At 68.5% G+C, this 16,172-nt stretch carries 10 protein-coding genes; 7 read left to right on the top strand and 3 right to left on the bottom strand.

The annotated features are described in order from the left end of the window. Window positions 1-23 precede the first annotated feature (23 nt). The 5 genes from IPG05_04355 (at window position 24) to IPG05_04375 (ending at window position 10,099) form a co-directional block, all read left to right on the top strand. Entirely contained in the window at window positions 24-2,735 is a 2,712-nt protein-coding gene (locus tag IPG05_04355) for a prolyl oligopeptidase family serine peptidase (protein MBK6494324.1), read from the top strand. Window positions 2,736-2,822: 87 nt separating this feature from the next. Next, complete coding sequence (gene glgP, locus IPG05_04360) at window positions 2,823-4,985, top strand: alpha-glucan family phosphorylase (GenBank protein MBK6494325.1); 2,163 nt, start codon at window positions 2,823-2,825, stop codon at window positions 4,983-4,985. 4 nt (window positions 4,986-4,989) lie between these two features. Further along, on the top strand, window positions 4,990-6,486 hold the full coding sequence (locus IPG05_04365; GenBank protein ID MBK6494326.1) for a glycogen synthase: 1,497 nt from the start codon (window positions 4,990-4,992) through the stop codon (window positions 6,484-6,486). Beyond that, a complete protein-coding gene (locus IPG05_04370) occupies window positions 6,483-8,132 on the top strand; it encodes a DUF1957 domain-containing protein (GenBank protein MBK6494327.1) in 1,650 nt (549 codons plus the stop codon). The genes IPG05_04365 and IPG05_04370 overlap by 4 nt, the downstream gene beginning before the upstream one ends. Further along, window positions 8,129-10,099, top strand: a complete 1,971-nt coding sequence (locus IPG05_04375; protein ID MBK6494328.1) for a DUF3536 domain-containing protein — start codon at window positions 8,129-8,131, stop codon at window positions 10,097-10,099. Before IPG05_04370 ends, IPG05_04375 begins: the two co-directional genes overlap by 4 nt. Window positions 10,100-10,103: 4 nt before the next feature. Here IPG05_04375 and IPG05_04380 read toward each other — a convergent pair whose 3' ends face one another. Next, on the bottom strand, window positions 10,104-11,786 hold the full coding sequence (locus IPG05_04380; protein ID MBK6494329.1) for a sodium:solute symporter: 1,683 nt from the start codon (window positions 11,784-11,786) through the stop codon (window positions 10,104-10,106). A gap of 117 nt (window positions 11,787-11,903) precedes the next feature. Beyond that, window positions 11,904-13,067, bottom strand: coding sequence for an amidohydrolase (locus IPG05_04385; protein ID MBK6494330.1), 1,164 nt, complete (start codon window positions 13,065-13,067; stop codon window positions 11,904-11,906). Between the two features lie 160 nt (window positions 13,068-13,227). Between IPG05_04385 and IPG05_04390 the strand changes: the two genes are divergently transcribed. Both IPG05_04390 and IPG05_04395 read left to right on the top strand, forming a co-directional pair. Further along, a complete protein-coding gene (locus IPG05_04390) occupies window positions 13,228-13,899 on the top strand; it encodes a hypothetical protein (protein MBK6494331.1) in 672 nt (223 codons plus the stop codon). A 318-nt stretch (window positions 13,900-14,217) separates the two neighbouring features. Next, a complete protein-coding gene (locus IPG05_04395) occupies window positions 14,218-14,655 on the top strand; it encodes a hypothetical protein (GenBank protein MBK6494332.1) in 438 nt (145 codons plus the stop codon). 12 nt (window positions 14,656-14,667) lie between these two features. Here IPG05_04395 and IPG05_04400 read toward each other — a convergent pair whose 3' ends face one another. Further along, window positions 14,668-15,642, bottom strand: a complete 975-nt coding sequence (locus IPG05_04400; GenBank protein ID MBK6494333.1) for a hypothetical protein — start codon at window positions 15,640-15,642, stop codon at window positions 14,668-14,670. Window positions 15,643-16,172: the final 530 nt, after the last annotated feature.

Below are 16,172 nucleotides of genomic sequence, written 5' to 3' on the forward strand. Positions count from 1 at the left end.
CCGATCTACCTGGAGTCCCACGCATGCGTCGCTCAGCGCTGTTCGCCCTGGCCATCGGCCTTCTCTCGACCTCCGCGCTCTCGGCGCAAAACGCCAAGCCTGCGCCGACCGGACCAAAGACCTGGGCCGATTCGACAATCGTCGCCGAACGTTACGTCACGCCGCCCGCCGAGGTGGCGCGCCTCGTGACGGCGCCGCGCGAAAACGCGGTGAGCTACGCGAGCCCAAGTCCGGTGACGCGCCGCTGGTTCGTGCGCTCGGTGAGCGACGGGATGCCGACGCTCGCGCTGATGGGGAAGCCCTATCACAATCTCGGTGGGTTCCAGGTCGACATCCGCGGCAATCGCAGCCGGAGCATGACGACCAGCAGCCGCGCGGGGATCGAGCTGTATGATCGGACCAGCGGCACCACGCTTCCGATTCAGATCCCGGCCGGCGCGCGCGTCGGCACCACCGCGTGGTCGCCCGATGGCGGCACCCTCGCCTTCCACGCCCTGTTCGACGACGCGACGCATATCTACCTCGCCGACCCGACGACCGGACGGTCCCGGCCGCTGACGAAGACGCCGCTCCTTGCGACGCACGTCACGAGCTTCGAGTGGACCGCGGATGGGAAGTCGATCGTGGCAGTGTTGCTCCCGGACGGTCACACGGCCGAACCGAAGCCGGCACCGGTGGCGACGGAGCCGATGATTCGCGTCAACGAAGGCGCCAAGTTGAAGACCCGGACGTACGCTGACCTGCTCGAGAACAGCCACGACAAGGCATTGGTCGAGTACTACAGCGTGGGGCAGCTCGCCGTCATCGACGTGAAGAGCCGGGCGGCGACGAAGATCGGGGCGCCGGGGATGATCCGGACGCTGGACGCGTCGCCGGATGCGAAGTTCTTCCGGATCACCTACCAGGAGAAGCCGTTCTCGTACGTGCTCCCGGTGTCGTCGTTCGGATCGCGCGAAGTGATCCTCGACGGAACCGGGAAGCTCGTGCGGGAACTCAGCAATCGGCCCCTGCGCGAGAACGAACTCGGCGACAGCACCGCGAACCGTCCCGCAGGCGCACCTGCCGCCGGCGCCGCTGCGGCCGCGGCCGCCGACACGGCGAAGCGCAACCTCGCCTGGCACCCCTTCAAGCCCGGGATGCTGTACGTGCAGCAGCTCAGGGCACCCGCCCGCCCGCCGCGTGCGGCCGGCGACACAGCGGTGGCACCGGCGCCGGCGCCCGCGGGTGGACGCGGCACGAACGGCACCGCCGCGACGCGTCCCGACCGGTTGATGCACTGGCTGCCACCGTTTGACTCGACGTCGGCCACGCTGGTGTACCAGACCGACAATCGCATTGCGAACGCGCGGTTCTCGGAAGATGGCAGCATCCTCTTCACCACCGAGACGGCGACGCGCGGCACCTTCGAGTACGCCGTCTTCCTCGCCGACAGCAACCGCAAGGTCGCCCTGGTGACGCCCGCGCCACGCGCGGCGGGCGACACGGCCAACGCTGCCGGCGGGCGTGGCGCGGGTGGTGCGCCCGGTGGCCGCGGTGGGGCCGGCGCCGCGGGCATCGTGACCCGGCTCGGCAGCCGCGGTGCGCCGGTCGTGATGCTCTCCACCGACCGCAAGTCGACGTTCCTGCAGGGCAGCACCACCGACTCCACCACCAAGATCGCTCGGCCGTGGGTGGACCGCGTCGAACTCGCGACGGGTACGCGCACCCGCCTCTACGAGGGGAAGGGCGACCTCGTCGAGACCATTTCGGCACCGCTCGATGACGACTTCGCCACCGCCATCATCCAGCGCGAATCGCCGACCGCCGTGCCGCAGTCGTATCTCCTGACGCTGGCGACGAAGGACGCGAAGCAGCTCACCCGGAACGACGAGCTGATGCCGGAGATCCGCAACACGATCAAGAAGACGGTGATGGCGCGGCGCGCCGACGGCTACACCTTCCGCGTGAAGGTGACCCTGCCCGCGGACTGGAAGGAGGGAACGCGCCTTCCGGCGATGTTCTGGTTCTACCCGTCCGAGTATGCCACGCAGGAGGCCTACAACCGCGGGACCGCCGCCGCCGGCGACCCGCCCACCCGATTCCCGACCTTCGGTGCCCGGTCGCTCGCGTTCCTCACCACGGTGGGATACGCGGTGATCGAACCCGATGCGCCGATCTTCGCGTCCGAGGGGCAGCTGCCGAACGACAACTACGTCGTCGACCTCCGCAACAACCTGGCGGCGACGATCGACGCGCTCGATTCGCTGGGCTACATCGATCGGCATCGCCTCGGCATCGGCGGCCACTCCTACGGCGCCTTCTCGACCGTCAACGCGATGGTGCACACCCCGTTCTTCAAGGCCGGCATCGCCGGTGACGGCGCCTACAACCGGACGCTCACCCCGAACGGTTTCCAGAGCGAGCAGCGCGACCTTTGGCAGGGGCGCACCACCTACCTCGAGATGTCGCCGTTCCTCTATGCCGACCAGCTGAACGGGGCGCTGCTGCTCTATCACTCGACCGACGACCAGAACGTCGGCACCGACCCGATCAACTCGACCCGCCTCTACCACGCGCTGCAAGGGCTCGGGAAGACGGTGTCGCTGTACATGTACCCGTACGAGGACCACGGTCCGATCGCCAAGGAAACCGTCCTCGACCAGTGGGGCCGCTGGGTGGCCTGGCTGGACAAGTACGTCAAGAACGCCAACAAGCCGGCCGAAGAGAAGAAGAAGATCGCGACCGACGAAGAGTGAGTCGGGACGCGCCTTTCCGGGCGATCGTGACACGGGGCGCAAGGAAGACCTTGCGCCCCGTGCCGTCTTTCGCCTCTTTCCCCTGATATGACTCCACTCCGAAGCAAGATCCCCGCCCTGCCCCCCCGTTTGGAGGGGCTCGCCTCGCTGGCCACCAACCTCGCCTGGAGCTGGCACCGCTCGGCCCGGGCGCTGTTCCGACGGATCGACGACGCGGTCTGGCGCGAGTCACACCACAACCCGATCATCGTGCTCCAGAAGGCACCGCCGGAGCGTCTGGAAGCGCTGGCGCGCGACGCCGATTTCTGTGCGCACTACGACGAAGTCATGGAATGGCTCGCGGTCGAACGGTCGGCGCCCGCCGGGTGGTTCCTGGAGCAGTATCCCGGTCTCGACAGCTCGCGGCCCGTCGCCTATTTCTGCGCCGAGTTCGGCCTCCATGCCTCGGTGCCGATCTACTCGGGCGGTCTCGGCGTCCTGGCCGGCGATCATTGCAAGACGGCCTCCGATCTTGCCATCCCGCTTGTCGGCATCGGCCTCTTCTATACCAAGGGGTACTTCGACCAGCGCATTCGCCCCGATGGCTGGCAGGAAGACAGCGACGACGCCGTCAGTCCTGACACGACACCGCTCGTCCCGGTCACTGCACCGGACGGCTCGCCGTGGCTCACGGTGCTCGAGACCTTCGGTCGGCCGATCCACGTCCGCGCGTGGACGATCTCGGCCGGACGCACGGTGCTCTATCTGCTCGACACCGATCTTGAGGCGAACCACCCTGACGATCGCGAGCTGACCTCGAAGCTCTACGCCGGCGGCCTGCCGATGCGCCTGCGCCAGGAATGGATTCTTGGCGTCGGCGGCGTGCGCGTGCTGCGTGCCCTCGGCATCACGCCCGGGGCGTGGCATGCCAACGAAGGTCACGCCGCCTTCATGCTCCTCGAGCGCGTGCGGGAGCAGATCCTCGAGGGCGTCTCTTTCGATGATGCCGCCAAGGCCGTCCGCGCCAGCTCGATCTTCACGACCCACACGCCGGTCCCGGCAGGTCACGACGCCTTCGAAGTGGGTCAGGTCCTCTCCTGCATGGGGATGAGCTTCCTCAACGACTTCGGCGCCGATGTCGAGCGGGTGCCCCGACTGGGCGTGCATCCCGCGCGCGAGCCGGGGCAGTTCCAGATGACGGTCCTCGCCATCCGCCTCGCCGGGCATGTGAACGGCGTGGCGCAGCGGCACGGCGTCGTGTCGCGCGAATTGTGGGGCGACCTCTGGGGTGACCGCCCGGTCGACGAGGTGCCGATTGGTGCCGTCACCAACGGCGTGCACCTCGCCACCTGGATGGCGAATCCGATGTTGCGGCTCCTCGACATCCACCTCGCCCCCGATTGGAGCGAACGGTTGGACGAGGCGGAGACCTGGGACGCCGTGCTCGGCCTCGATGCGCGCGAACTCTGGCATACGCACGAGGAGCTGAAGGGCTCGCTGCTCCGCTATATCCGCGAGGAGGCGCGTCGGCGCTGGACCGGCAACTGGCACGAGGCCGCGCAGGTGGTGGCGGCCGGCACGCTGCTCGATCCGCATGCCTTCACGATCGGCTTTGCGCGACGCTTCGCGACCTACAAGCGCGCCAACCTGCTCTTCCGCGACATCGACCGGTTGAAGGCGTTGCTGACCGACCAGCGGCGGCCCGTGCAGCTGGTGATCGCCGGCAAGGCGCACCCGCAGGACACGCCTGGCAAGGAAGTGTTGCAGGAGCTGTATCACTTCGCCCGCGACCCGATGTTCGAGGGACGCGTCGCGTTCCTCGAGGGGTACGACATGCACCTCGCCCACGTGCTGGTCCAGGGCGTCGACCTCTGGCTCAACGTGCCGCGCGTGCCGCTGGAGGCCTCGGGCACCAGCGGGATGAAGGCCGCACTCAACGGCGTGCCCCAGCTCAGCACGCTCGACGGCTGGTGGGAAGAGGGCTATACCGGCCGCAACGGCTGGGCGATCCCCAAGGCGGCCGAGGGCGAGGACGCCGATGTCGCCGACGCGGAACAGCTCTATCGGCTGCTGACCGAGGAGGTCGTGCCGCTCTACTACGATCGCGACGACCGTGGCGTCCCGCGGGGCTGGGTCCAGCGGATGAAGTCGGCGATCCAGGTGGCCGGCCGGCGGTTCTCCGCGCGCCGGATGCTGCAGGACTACGCCAACAGCTATTACGCGCCGATCCTCCGAGGGGACCCCTTCCCCGACGACCCGCCACTCGGATGATCGCATGACGACCCTGCCGCTGCTCGAGCTGCCCCCGATCGAGGGGACACCCCCGATGCTCGTCCACCTGAGCGCCGAGTACTATCCGTACGCGCGCACCGGTGGCCTGGCCGAGGCGGCGTGGGGCCTGCACCGCTATCAGGCGCGCCGCGGGCTCGAGACCGCGGCGATCCTCCCGCTCTACCGCGTGGCGCACCAGCATCTCCACGCGATGGAGCAGGTGGGCGAGCCGTACACGCTCGATTTCGGCGGGCGGCAGGAGCGCTTCCGGCTCTGGCGTGACCACGACCCGGCCTCCGAGACCCCGACGTACTTCATCCAGCACGATGGCTTCTTCGATCGCGCCGGGATCTACGGCGAGGGTGGCAGCGACTACCCCGACAACCATCGACGCTTCGCGGCGTTCGCGGCGGCCGCGGTGGCCGCGCTTCCTCGCCTCACGGACGGCCCGGTCGTGCTCCACGCGCACGACTGGCATGCCTCGCTTGCCGCGGTGTATCTGCGCCGCTGGTTTGGCGGCGACCCGTGGTTCGATCGCATTCCGGTCGTGCTCTCGGTCCACAACGGCGGCTACCAGGGACACTTTCCGGCCGAGGTCATGCCGGAGCTCGGCTTGCCGTGGTCGCTCTTCACGCCGGACGCGCTCGAGTGGTACGGCAAGGTCAACCTCCTCAAGGGCGGCCTGACGCACGCCGACATGGCGACCACGGTGTCGCCGGCGCACGCGGTCGAGCTGCGGACCCCCGAAGGCGGCTTCGGCCTGCAGGGTGTCTATCAGTCGATGGGCGATCGCTTCACCGGCGTCCTGAATGGCATCGACGTCGACGCGTGGGACCCGCGCACCGATCGCCACCTCGCGGCGCGCTATTCGTCCGACGATCTCGCCGGGAAGCGCGCCTGCAAGACCGACATGCAGCGCCGCTTCGGGCTGCCCGAGAATCCGTTCATCCCCGTGATCGCGCTGGCCGGGCGCATGGTGACGCAGAAGGGGCTCGACATCGTGGTGCGGAACCACGCCCTCTTCCAGACGGCGGCGCAGTTCGTCTTCCTCGGCAGCGGCGAGGCGCGCTACGAAACGGCGATGCAGCAACTGCGGGGCGCGATGCCGCATCGCATCGGCGTGGAAGGGAAGTTCTCCGACGAGCTCGAGCACGTGCTGATGGCCGGCGCCGACCTCTTCCTGATGCCGTCGCAGTACGAGCCGTGCGGGCTGACGCAGATGCGCGCGCAACGCTACGGCACCATTCCGGTGGCACGGCGCGTCGGCGGCCTCGCCGACACCATCGACGATGGGGTGACGGGCTTCCTCTTCGATGCCTACGAGGATCGTGCCGTGGTGGGTGGCGTCTGGCGCGCGCTGACCGAGCAGCGCGACCATCGCGCCTGGCAGGCGATGCAGCGCGAGGCGATGGCCCGCGACTTCGGCTGGGATCGCGTCGCCGAGAAGTACCTCTCGATCTACACCAGCGCGATCGCCCATCGGGCCGGTCGCCCGGGATGAGCCTCGGCTTCGTCCTCACGCTGCACTCCCACCTGCCGTGGGTGCTGCATCACGGTCGCTGGCCCCATGGCAGCGACTGGATCTGTGAGGCCGCGCTCGACACCTATCTCCCCCTCGTCGGCGCACTCCGCCGATTGGAGGCGGAGGGGATCGCCGCGCCGATCACGCTCGGCATCACGCCGATCCTGGCGGCGCAGTTGGCGCATCCCTCGTTCCGTGAGGAACTCGACACCTACTTCGCCCACCGCTTCGAAACGCTGGCCGAAGCCCCTGCCTCGCTGCGCGAGACCGGCGACCTCGATCTGCTCGAGGTGGTCCCCTGGTGGGAGCAGCACCTGCGCGGCCTGCAGCGCATCTGGGAGTCCATCGACCGCAACCTGATCGGCGAGTTCCGACGCCATGCGGAGGCGGGACGCCTCGAGCTGATCTCGTCCGCGGCCACGCACGGCTTCCTCCCGCTGCTTGGGCGCGACGAATCGATTCGCTTCCAGCTCCTGGTGGGCCGCGCGGAGCATCAGCGGCACTTCGGCCAACTCCCGCACGGCTGCTGGGTGCCGGAGTGTGCCTATCGCCCGCGCGGGCCATGGCAGCCGCTGCCGTCGGCGCGCGCCGTGCCCGTACGTCGTGGCATCGAGGATCACCTCCGATTCGCCGGCTTCCGCTGGTTCTATGTCGACGCGCACCTCGCCGAGGCCGGTGAGGCGTCGGAGCTCTATGGTGGTGGCACGACCAAGCCTCGGCTGGGCGGACCGCGCTCGCCGTATCGGGCCTATCAGCTCGGCACGCCCGTGCGCGGGCGCCCGCTGCACGTCCTGGTCCGCGACCCGCGCACGACCGAGCAGGTGTGGAGCCGGCATGGTGGCTACCCGGGCGACGGCCGCTACCTCGAGTTCCACAAGATCCGGTATCCCGGTGGGCTCAAGCTCTGGAGCGTCACCGATACCAAGGCCGATCTCGCCGAGAAGGGACCCTACCACCCCGATCAGGCGCGGGTCGCCGCGGGGCTCCATGCCAAGCACTTCGCCTCGTTGCTCGAGGCGGTGAATCAGGCCGCCCGCCCGGGCGATCGGGCGATCGTCGCGCCATTCGACACCGAGCTCTTCGGCCACTGGTGGTTCGAGGGCGTCGACTTCCTGGAGGCGCTCTTCGGCGAACTGGCGCACGGCAGCCGCGTCCGTGCGCTGAGCGCGGGTGCGATGCTCGACGAGTCGCCGCCGAACACGACCATCCGTCTGGGCCCGGGCTCATGGGGCGCGAACGGTGACTTCTCGATGTGGATCGGCCCGCAGACGAATTGGACCTGGGAGATGCTCTGGCCGCTCGAGGAGCGCTTCTGGGACGCCGCGCCGCAGGCACTCGACGATCCCGGGCTCTGGCCGGTGCTCGAACAGGCCGCGCGCGAACTGCTCCTGGCGCAATCATCCGACTGGCAGTTCATCATCTCGACCGGCGCGGCCGGTGACTACGCCACCAAGCGCTTCGTCGAGCACTGCGAGGCGTTGGCACGCCTGCTCGCCGCCCTTGAAGATCCGGGTCACGATCGGCAGGCGGCGCTCACGCTGGCCGCGGAGCTCGCCCTGATCGACGGTCCCTTCCCCGACCTGATCGGCGCGATCGCGGCCGCCTCGGACGTCGTCGACCCATGACCGTTCCGCAGCGCGATGTCGTGGTGCACGGTCACTTCTATCAGCCACCGCGCGAAGAGCCCTGGCTCGAACTCGTCCGGCGCGAGCGCAGCGCCTCCCCGGCCCACGATTGGAACGAACGGATCAATCGCGAATGCTATGCGCCGCTGGCCGCCGCGCGCGTGCTCACGCCGCAGGGGTTGCTCCGGCGCACCGTGAACGCCTACGCGTGGTGCTCCTTCGACGTCGGCCCGACGCTCTTCCGCTGGTTGGATTGGCACGCCCCCGACGTCGGCGCCGCCATCGTCGACGGCGATCGCGCCTCAGTCGCCCGGCTCGGCGTCGGCAACGCGATCGCCCAGCCGTACCATCACATCATCCTCCCGCTCGCCTCGCGTCGCGACAAGGTCACCGAGGTCCGCTGGGGCATCCGCGACTTCCGCCGCCGCTTCGGCCGCGATCCGGAAGGGATGTGGCTTCCCGAAACTGCGGTGGACAGCGAGACGCTCGAGGTCCTGGCACAGGAGGGGATTCGTTTCACCGTCCTCTCGCCGCATCAGGTCACGTCGCCGCCCCCGCACGGCCGACCGGGACGGTGGCGGAGCGGCGCGCACGAGCTGGCGATCTTCTGCTATGACGGCGCGCTCGCCCACGACATCGCCTTCAGCGACGTCCTCCGGGACACGACTGGGTGGCACGCCCGCATCGCCGCGATGCCGATGGCCGACGACGGCCCCACCATCACCTCGGTGGCCACCGATGGCGAGACCTTCGGGCATCACCATCACAGCGGAGATCTTGCCCTTGCCGCGCTGATCGACCAGGTCGAGCAGGACCCCACCACGCAGATGACCAACTTCGGCGCGTTGCTCGCCGCGCACCCGCCAGTGCAGGATGTCGTGCTGGTCGAACGGACCGCCTGGAGTTGCCCGCATTCGCTGGGGCGCTGGCAAGGCGACTGCGGCTGCCGGATGGATGGCAACACCTCGCAGGCGTGGCGGACGCCGCTCCGGGTCGGGCTGGAGCGGCTGGCGGAGATGGTCCACACCGTGGTCGAGGGGGTCTGGCCCGAAGGGCACGGCGATCCGTGGACGACCCGCGACCTCGCCGGGCCGGAGCTCGACGGGGCGGGCGAGCTGCCGAGCGCCGCGAGGCGCTTGCTCGAGGCGGAGCGTCACGCGCTGGCGATGTTCACCTCGTGTGGCTGGTTCTTCGATGACATCGCCCGCATCGAACCGCCGATCGTGATGCGGCACGCCGCGCGCGCCATCGAGTGGCTGCCACCGACAGCACAGCCTGCCGCGGAAACAACGCTGCTCGAGATGCTCGGCCGCGCCCAGAGCAACGACCCCACCAAGGGCGACGGGATCACCATCTGGCAGCGGGATGTGAAGGGTGACGCGCACGGGCCCGCGCGCCTCGCTGCCGGCATTGCGGCCCTGCGCGACGTCACCCCCGATGCGCTGGACGACCTGGTGCTTCCCGTGCACACCTTCCGACTGGAGGGCGACGACATCGTCATCCGCCAGGTGCGCACGGGCGAGGAGCTCCGCTGGCGCGCGGAGTCGGTGATCCCCGGCGTCATCCCGGTGCGGGTGCACGTCCGGCGTGTCGACGCCCCGGAACTGCCGGCCGACGTTGTGCCGCTGGCCTGCCTGCCGCGTCCGGTCCGCGCGCTGCTCGCGCAGGCGGCGCACCCGATGGTGTTTGACGCGACGCTCGGACCGGCCGCGCGCGATGCGCTGGCCGATGGGCTCTTTCCGTTGCCCGACGCGCTGGCGGCGGCACTCGCCGGTGCGTGGACACTCGTGGCCCGGGATGGCCTCGACGACGCCGGCATCGTCGTGCACGCGGCGCTCGACCTCTTCGATCTCGCCGAGGTCCCGCTCCCGGAGTCGGCGCGGATTGCTGCGTACGAGGCACTCGCCCCGCTGGGCGCGACACCCACGCGCGAGACCCTCGCCGCGCGGCTCTTGATCGCGCTTTAGCGCGTCAGCCGACCGCCTTCCGCGGCATCGCCACCGACAGCAGCGATCCCACCACCACGACCGTCACCGCCCCCACCACATTGTGCCAGAGGAACGACACCTCCGGCATCCCGAAGGACACCGCTCCCACGGCCGTCATGCCGGTCAGCAGCGCGAGGAACGCGGGAGTCCCACTCGTGCGCGGCAGCATGGCGAGGATGAAGACGCCGAGGATCGAGCCGTAGAAGAAGGAGCCGAAGCGGTTCACGACCTCGATCAGGGAGCCAAGGTTGGCGGCGTAGGACGCCACCACGCAGGCGAAGATCCCCCAGAGGCCGGTCGAGAGCTTGGAGACGCGGAGCAGTTCGGCCTCGCTGCCTTCCGGACGCCACCAGCGGCGATAGAAGTCGATCACTGTCGCGGTGGAGAGCGAGTTCAACTCCGCCGCGATGCTCGACATCGCCGCCGCCATGACGCCCGCGATGAAGAGTCCGGCCAGGCCGAGGGGCAGCCAGTGCAGCACGAAATAGGGGACGATGTAGTTGACGTCCCTGGACGGTTCACCCGTGACTTCCGTCACCAGTGCGAGCGCCTCGCCACGGATGGCGTTCACCTTCGCCTCGGACGCGACGAACGCCGCCCGGTCGGGAAGGCTCCGGTCCGCCCCGATACCGAGGTCGCCGGCGATGGCACCGTTGGCGTCTGCGCGGCGCGTGTTCGCTGCGGCCACGTAGCGCTGCTGCAGTGCCTGATACTCCGCCGGACGCGCAGCCTGCACCTGCCGCTCTGCGGCAGGGTTCACCAGCAATGGCGGCGTGTTGAAGAGATTGAACACCCAGATCAGGACACCGATGATCAGTACGAGCGCCTGCAGCGGGATCTTCCAGTAGGCGCTCATGAGCAGCGACGTGCGAGCGTCGTCGACCGACTTGGCGGTCAGGTAGCGCTGGACCTGCGACTGATCGGTCCCGAAGTAGGAGAGCATCAGGAAGGTGCCGCCCAGGATGCCCGACCAGAAGGTGTAGGTCTTGGTCAGGTCCCAGGAGAAGTCGAAGACGCGGAGCCGCCCCGTGGCACCGGCCAGCTCGAACGCGTCCACCGGCGAGACCGGCATCTTGACCAGCAACACGATCACCATCGCGACCAGCGCGAAGACGATCAGCACCATCTGTTTCACGTCGGCCCAGGTCACGGCCTGCACGCCACCGAACATGGTGTAGATCACAGTGGGGATGCCGATCAGCGCCACGCACCAGGCGATGTTCCAGCCGAAAATCGCCGAGAACACCACAGCCGGCGCCGCGATGATGGTGCCGCACGACATCCCGCGCGACAGCAGGAAGAGGAACGCGGTGAGCGAGCGGGTCTTGGCGTCGAAGCGCTTCTCGAGGTACTCGTAGGCGGTGAAGACCTTCGCGCCGTGGAGGAAGGGCACCAGCGTCACGCCGAGGATCACCATCGCCAGCGGCAGCCCGAAGTAGAACTGCACGAAGCGCATGCCATCGGTGGCGCCCTGCCCCGTCGTGCCGATCATCGTCACGGCCGAGAGCTGCGTCGCCATGACCGAGAGCCCCACCGCCCACCAGGGGAGCGAGCGGTTGGCGAGGAAGTACCCCTCGATATTCGTGGTGTTCTTCGAGCGGCGCAGGCCATCCCAGATCACGTAGACCAGGTAGCCGATGATGATCGCCCAGTTCAGCGGATGCATGGGGCGCGCCTCACGAGGTGAAGTGCTGTTGCAGCCACCAGAGGAGCAGCAGCGTCACCAGTTGCACCAGGAGGACCTGCCCCGCCGTGCGCCGGAAGCGCGAGGTGTCGGCGCCACTCACTTCGGGAAGCCGATGCGCGGCATGCCGGGGATGATGCGGAGCGCGTTCCGGAAGTAGAGCTTCTGCAGCACGCTGTCGGGCAGGCCCATGCCGTACATCTTCCAGAAGGCGTGATAGCCGCGGTAGTAATCGAAGTACTCGTCCTCGGTCTCGAGGACGCGCCAGTAGTACGGGTACTCCTCCGGGTAGAACGCATCCTTCCCGAAGAGGATCCGATCCTGGTACTTCACGAAGAAGGCGTGCGCGGCGCGCGGCTGCCTGCCGAGGTCATAGAGCACCGCGCCGATCTCGGAGTGGAGATTCGGGAAACGGTCGAAGAGCTTGCCGAGGCGCGCGAGGTCCTGGGCATGCCAGCCGAGGTGGGCGATCACGAAGGTCGTCTTGGGGTGCTTCGCGAACAACCGATCGCGCTCGCCCATCAGCGTCTCGAAATCCGGAAAGCGACTGCGGTCCTGGTAGCGGCGGTCCGGAAAGAGGGCGAGCTCAAGCCAGCGCTCGTTGCGGAAGTCCAACGGCGACCAGAACTCGGCCGGATCGGCCACATGGATGAAGACCGGAATCTTGAGCTTGGCGGCCATCTCCCAGACGGGGTCGAGCTCCGGGTCGTCGATCTGGAGGCGGGTGCCGTCGCGCTTCTTGGTCGAGACGCCGAACTGCTTCCCGATCTCGCCCACCCCGACGGCGCCGGCCTTCACGTCGGTCTCCAGCTGCGCGGCGATCGTCGCGCCCGACCCTGGTCCAACATCCCGCAGGTTGAGCGTGGTGAAGAAGCGGAACCGCTCGGCTTGACCGGCCGCCTGCACGCCCGCGATCTGCTGGGTGAGCCGCGTCCCTGACGACCCCGAGGCGTTGATCATCACGCGCACGTTGAGTGAGTCGAGTGACCGCACCACACCGTTGATGATCTCGGGGAGCACCAGCGTCGGCGGATGGCCATGGAGGTCCACCACCGGATACTTGGCCCGCGGCACCATGTGGGTCGGCACCACCAGGGTGTTGCGCGGGAGGTAATCGAGGATCGACGGCGCCGGGAACTCGGGGGTACGGAACTGGTTGGGGCGGATCTCTGCCTGTCCGGCCGGCTTGACCGGCTCCTGGGCCGGGAGCGGGGCGGCCGCGACGAGCGTGAGGGCAAGGGCGATTCGACGGGACAGGCGCATGGGGGATCCTCAGGGTGAGGCCTTGAGGATAGCCCGGAACGGCCCCGGTCGGGAGGCCACGGGGGGTTCGGCTGGCCGGGGTGACACCGAGCCGCGGATCCCTGCGTATTCTTCCTGCATGGCCTGCCGCTGTTCCCCTCCCCCCCTCAGGAGTTTCCGCATGCGTTCACTCGCCTTGTTGTTGGTTGCCTCGTGCGTGGCCACCTCGCTCGCAGCCCAGGACGCCGATCGCTCGGTGGCCGGTGGCGGCATCAGCGCGCCGGGGTGGAAGGGCCGGATCGACCGGAAGGCGGCCGCCTCCGGCAAGACGATCAAGGATTCGAAGTTCATGGCAATGGGGAATGACCTTCACCTGACCATCGGTCCCGCCGGCGACTACTGGCGCGACACCGACGTGGCGAAGGGCGACTACGAGGTGAAGGCGACCTTTACCGAGTCGAAGATGACGGCGTCACACCCGCACTCGTACGGCCTCTTCATCGGCGGTGCGGGGCTCGACACCGACACCGAGTCGCTGATGTACTGCATCGTGTACGGCAACGGCACCTACGCGGTGAAGACCTTCCACGGCGCCAAGGTGACGACCCTCGCCGGGCCGGTCGAGCACGCCGCGGTGAAGAAGGCCGACGCGTCCGGCAAGTCGACCAACACGGTCGGCTGGCGCGTGAAGGGCGGCACGGCGTCGTGCGTGGTCAACGGCACGGCGGTGCAGAGCTTCGACAAGGCGATCACGGTCGGGCCGGACAAGCTGGCGTCGACGGACGGGATCTTCGGCATCCGCGTGACGCATAACGTCGATCTGACGGTGTCGGGGATGGGGAAGGCGAAATAGCCCGCGACACGTTGCGATCGTACCGGCCCCAGCTGCGGCCGTCAGGCCGCGGCGCATTCGGAAGGTTGCCGCGGCCTGACGGCCGCGGCTGGGGGCGGGACGATCTGTCCGCGGCGCGAACGATGTCGCGTGGACGGCCGCGGCTGGGGCGGGACGATCTGTCCGCGACGCCGACGATGGCGCGTTGACGGCCGCGGCTGGTCGCGGCGCGATCTGCGTGCGGCGCGCGATTCAGTGCCAGCGCGCATTCGCCGGTCAGGCGGATTTCACGGCGTCGCGCGATGTTCCCGCATGGGCCGCAGGCACCGACTTCCCGAAATGGATTACGCAGCGCCCGGTTGCTACTTCGTCACCATCGTGACGGCGGAGCGTCGGGCGTTGCTTGGTCGTGTCCGAGATGCCGCGTTGATCCCGTCCCCGATCGGGAGCGTCGTCGAGGCCGCGTGGCTGGCGATCCCGACCTTTCGTCCGTGGGTCCGCCTGGGAACATTCACCCTGATGCCGGACCACATCCACGGCGTCCTGTCGTGGATATCGGTGCCACGGGACCGCGCGGGATCGCTATCGATCGTGGTGAACGGGATGAAGTGCGATGCCACCAGGCGCGCGCGCGCCGCCGGGCTGCTCCAACCTGAGGATCGCCTCTGGCAGCGCAGCTTCGACGTGCGATTCATCCTGTCGCGGACGGGTTCCATCCGCGTGCACCACTACATCCTGAACAATCCACGCAAGGCGTGGGTGAAGCGGCGGCGGTGAGCTGATCATCGGTCACCGCGCCAGCACGACTCCCAGCCCGCCGAAGAACTTGCCCGCGTTGGGGTTGTTCTCGGCGTAGCGCGTCGTCAGCGCCAGGTTCGACCCGACCTGGTAGCCCCCCTCTCCCACGAAATGCAGCGGGCCGACGTGCACGCCGAGGTTGAGCGCCGTGACGATGCGCATCCCGGAGAGCTTCGGCTCGAGGACCTCGCCGACGGTGCCGGTCCCAGGATCGCGGTAGGCGACCTCGCCCTTCCCCGAGAGGAGATCCACGCCAGCGCCGGCCGCGAATTCGAACCAGCCGAAGCGCTTGCCGGTGAAGAGCCGCACGTCGATCGCCGAGGCGTTGAAGGTCCACGCCGTCGTCTGGCCATTGGTGGTGCCGCCCATCTGCACCGTCGGCGTCGAGCGCTTCATGATCGAGAGCGAGACGGTCGGCAGCTTCGGGCTCGACATCCCGGCGCGAATGCCCCAGTCGAGCGCGACGGTCGCGTCCTGGATGGTGCGGCTCCCCGGGACCGGCGTGAAGAGGTTGGTGCGGTTCCGCGGGATCACCAGCGCCGAGAGCATGAAGTCGATGCCGACGACGCCGGTGGGCATCTGCTTCTGGAGGAGGCCCATCGCGAGGTCCACGCGCGGCGCATAGAGCTGCACGCGGCGGCCGACGGGAACGGTGTCGGTATTGCCGGCCCAGGTGAGGTCGGGGACGACGGCCATCGCCGTGGTGGCGCGGAGACCGAGCGCAATGTGGCCGAAGCGGCCGATGACCCCCGCACTCCCGAGTCGCGGGTTGCCGCCATTCATCAGCAGCGCCGCGAGCGGGTGGATCATGGTGATCCCGTCGAGGGCCGCGGTGCAGACCTTGGTGCCCGCCGCCGAGAGGCCGGTCGGGCAGACCACCGCGGTGGTATCGGTGGTGGTCTGGGCGGCGGCCCGGGTGGTGGGCACCAGCAGGACGGCAACAGCGAGCAGGACGAAACGACGCACGGCGACTCCGATCAGAGGTCGCCGTGCGAAATCGCAAGAACTACACCGCCGGGAGGCGAATTGTAAGCCATTGACTCACAACCGCTTACTAGGGGACCTACTACGGTAGCGCCCGGCCATCCCTGCCGGAGCGGCAAGAATGGCCGGGGGCGGATTGATAGATTATAGGATACCGGTTCAACCCTTCGTGGTGGAGACGGACCAGACGCACACCGTATCGGGTTCCAACAGTTCGCCATACCCCAGATATCGGAGGCGCGGTTGAACAAGTCAACAAGAGCTGGACGATGCCAAAGCGGCCTCCACCGCAGGCTCTGTCGCGCGCTTTCGCGGAGAGGTATTTGGCCTGGGCTTGTCTGCCTCACGGTCACGTCGCCGGTGCAGGGCCAAACGCCCTACCGCAACCTGCCAGTCGTGCGCGACCTGGAGCTGTCCGGCACGAAAAATGACCTGAGTCCGATTTCGTCCGTGGCTGTCTCACAACGTGGTTGGATTGCTGTCGGCCAGCGCGACGACAATCGGATCCTCGT

The organism is Gemmatimonadota bacterium (genome assembly GCA_016704275.1).
In the GTDB taxonomy this organism is placed as follows: Bacteria; Gemmatimonadota; Gemmatimonadetes; order Gemmatimonadales; family GWC2-71-9; genus Palsa-1233.

Coding starts and splice junctions, on each gene's coding strand:
- IPG05_04355 (MBK6494324.1), top strand. CDS start 24: ATGCGTCGCTCAGCGCTGTTCGCCCTGGCCATCGGCCTTCTCTCGACC.
- glgP (MBK6494325.1), top strand. CDS start 2,823: ATGACTCCACTCCGAAGCAAGATCCCCGCCCTGCCCCCCCGTTTGGAG.
- IPG05_04365 (MBK6494326.1), top strand. CDS start 4,990: ATGACGACCCTGCCGCTGCTCGAGCTGCCCCCGATCGAGGGGACACCC.
- IPG05_04370 (MBK6494327.1), top strand. CDS start 6,483: ATGAGCCTCGGCTTCGTCCTCACGCTGCACTCCCACCTGCCGTGGGTG.
- IPG05_04375 (MBK6494328.1), top strand. CDS start 8,129: ATGACCGTTCCGCAGCGCGATGTCGTGGTGCACGGTCACTTCTATCAG.
- IPG05_04380 (MBK6494329.1), bottom strand. CDS start 11,786: ATGCATCCGCTGAACTGGGCGATCATCATCGGCTACCTGGTCTACGTG.
- IPG05_04385 (MBK6494330.1), bottom strand. CDS start 13,067: ATGCGCCTGTCCCGTCGAATCGCCCTTGCCCTCACGCTCGTCGCGGCC.
- IPG05_04390 (MBK6494331.1), top strand. CDS start 13,228: ATGCGTTCACTCGCCTTGTTGTTGGTTGCCTCGTGCGTGGCCACCTCG.
- IPG05_04395 (MBK6494332.1), top strand. CDS start 14,218: ATGGATTACGCAGCGCCCGGTTGCTACTTCGTCACCATCGTGACGGCG.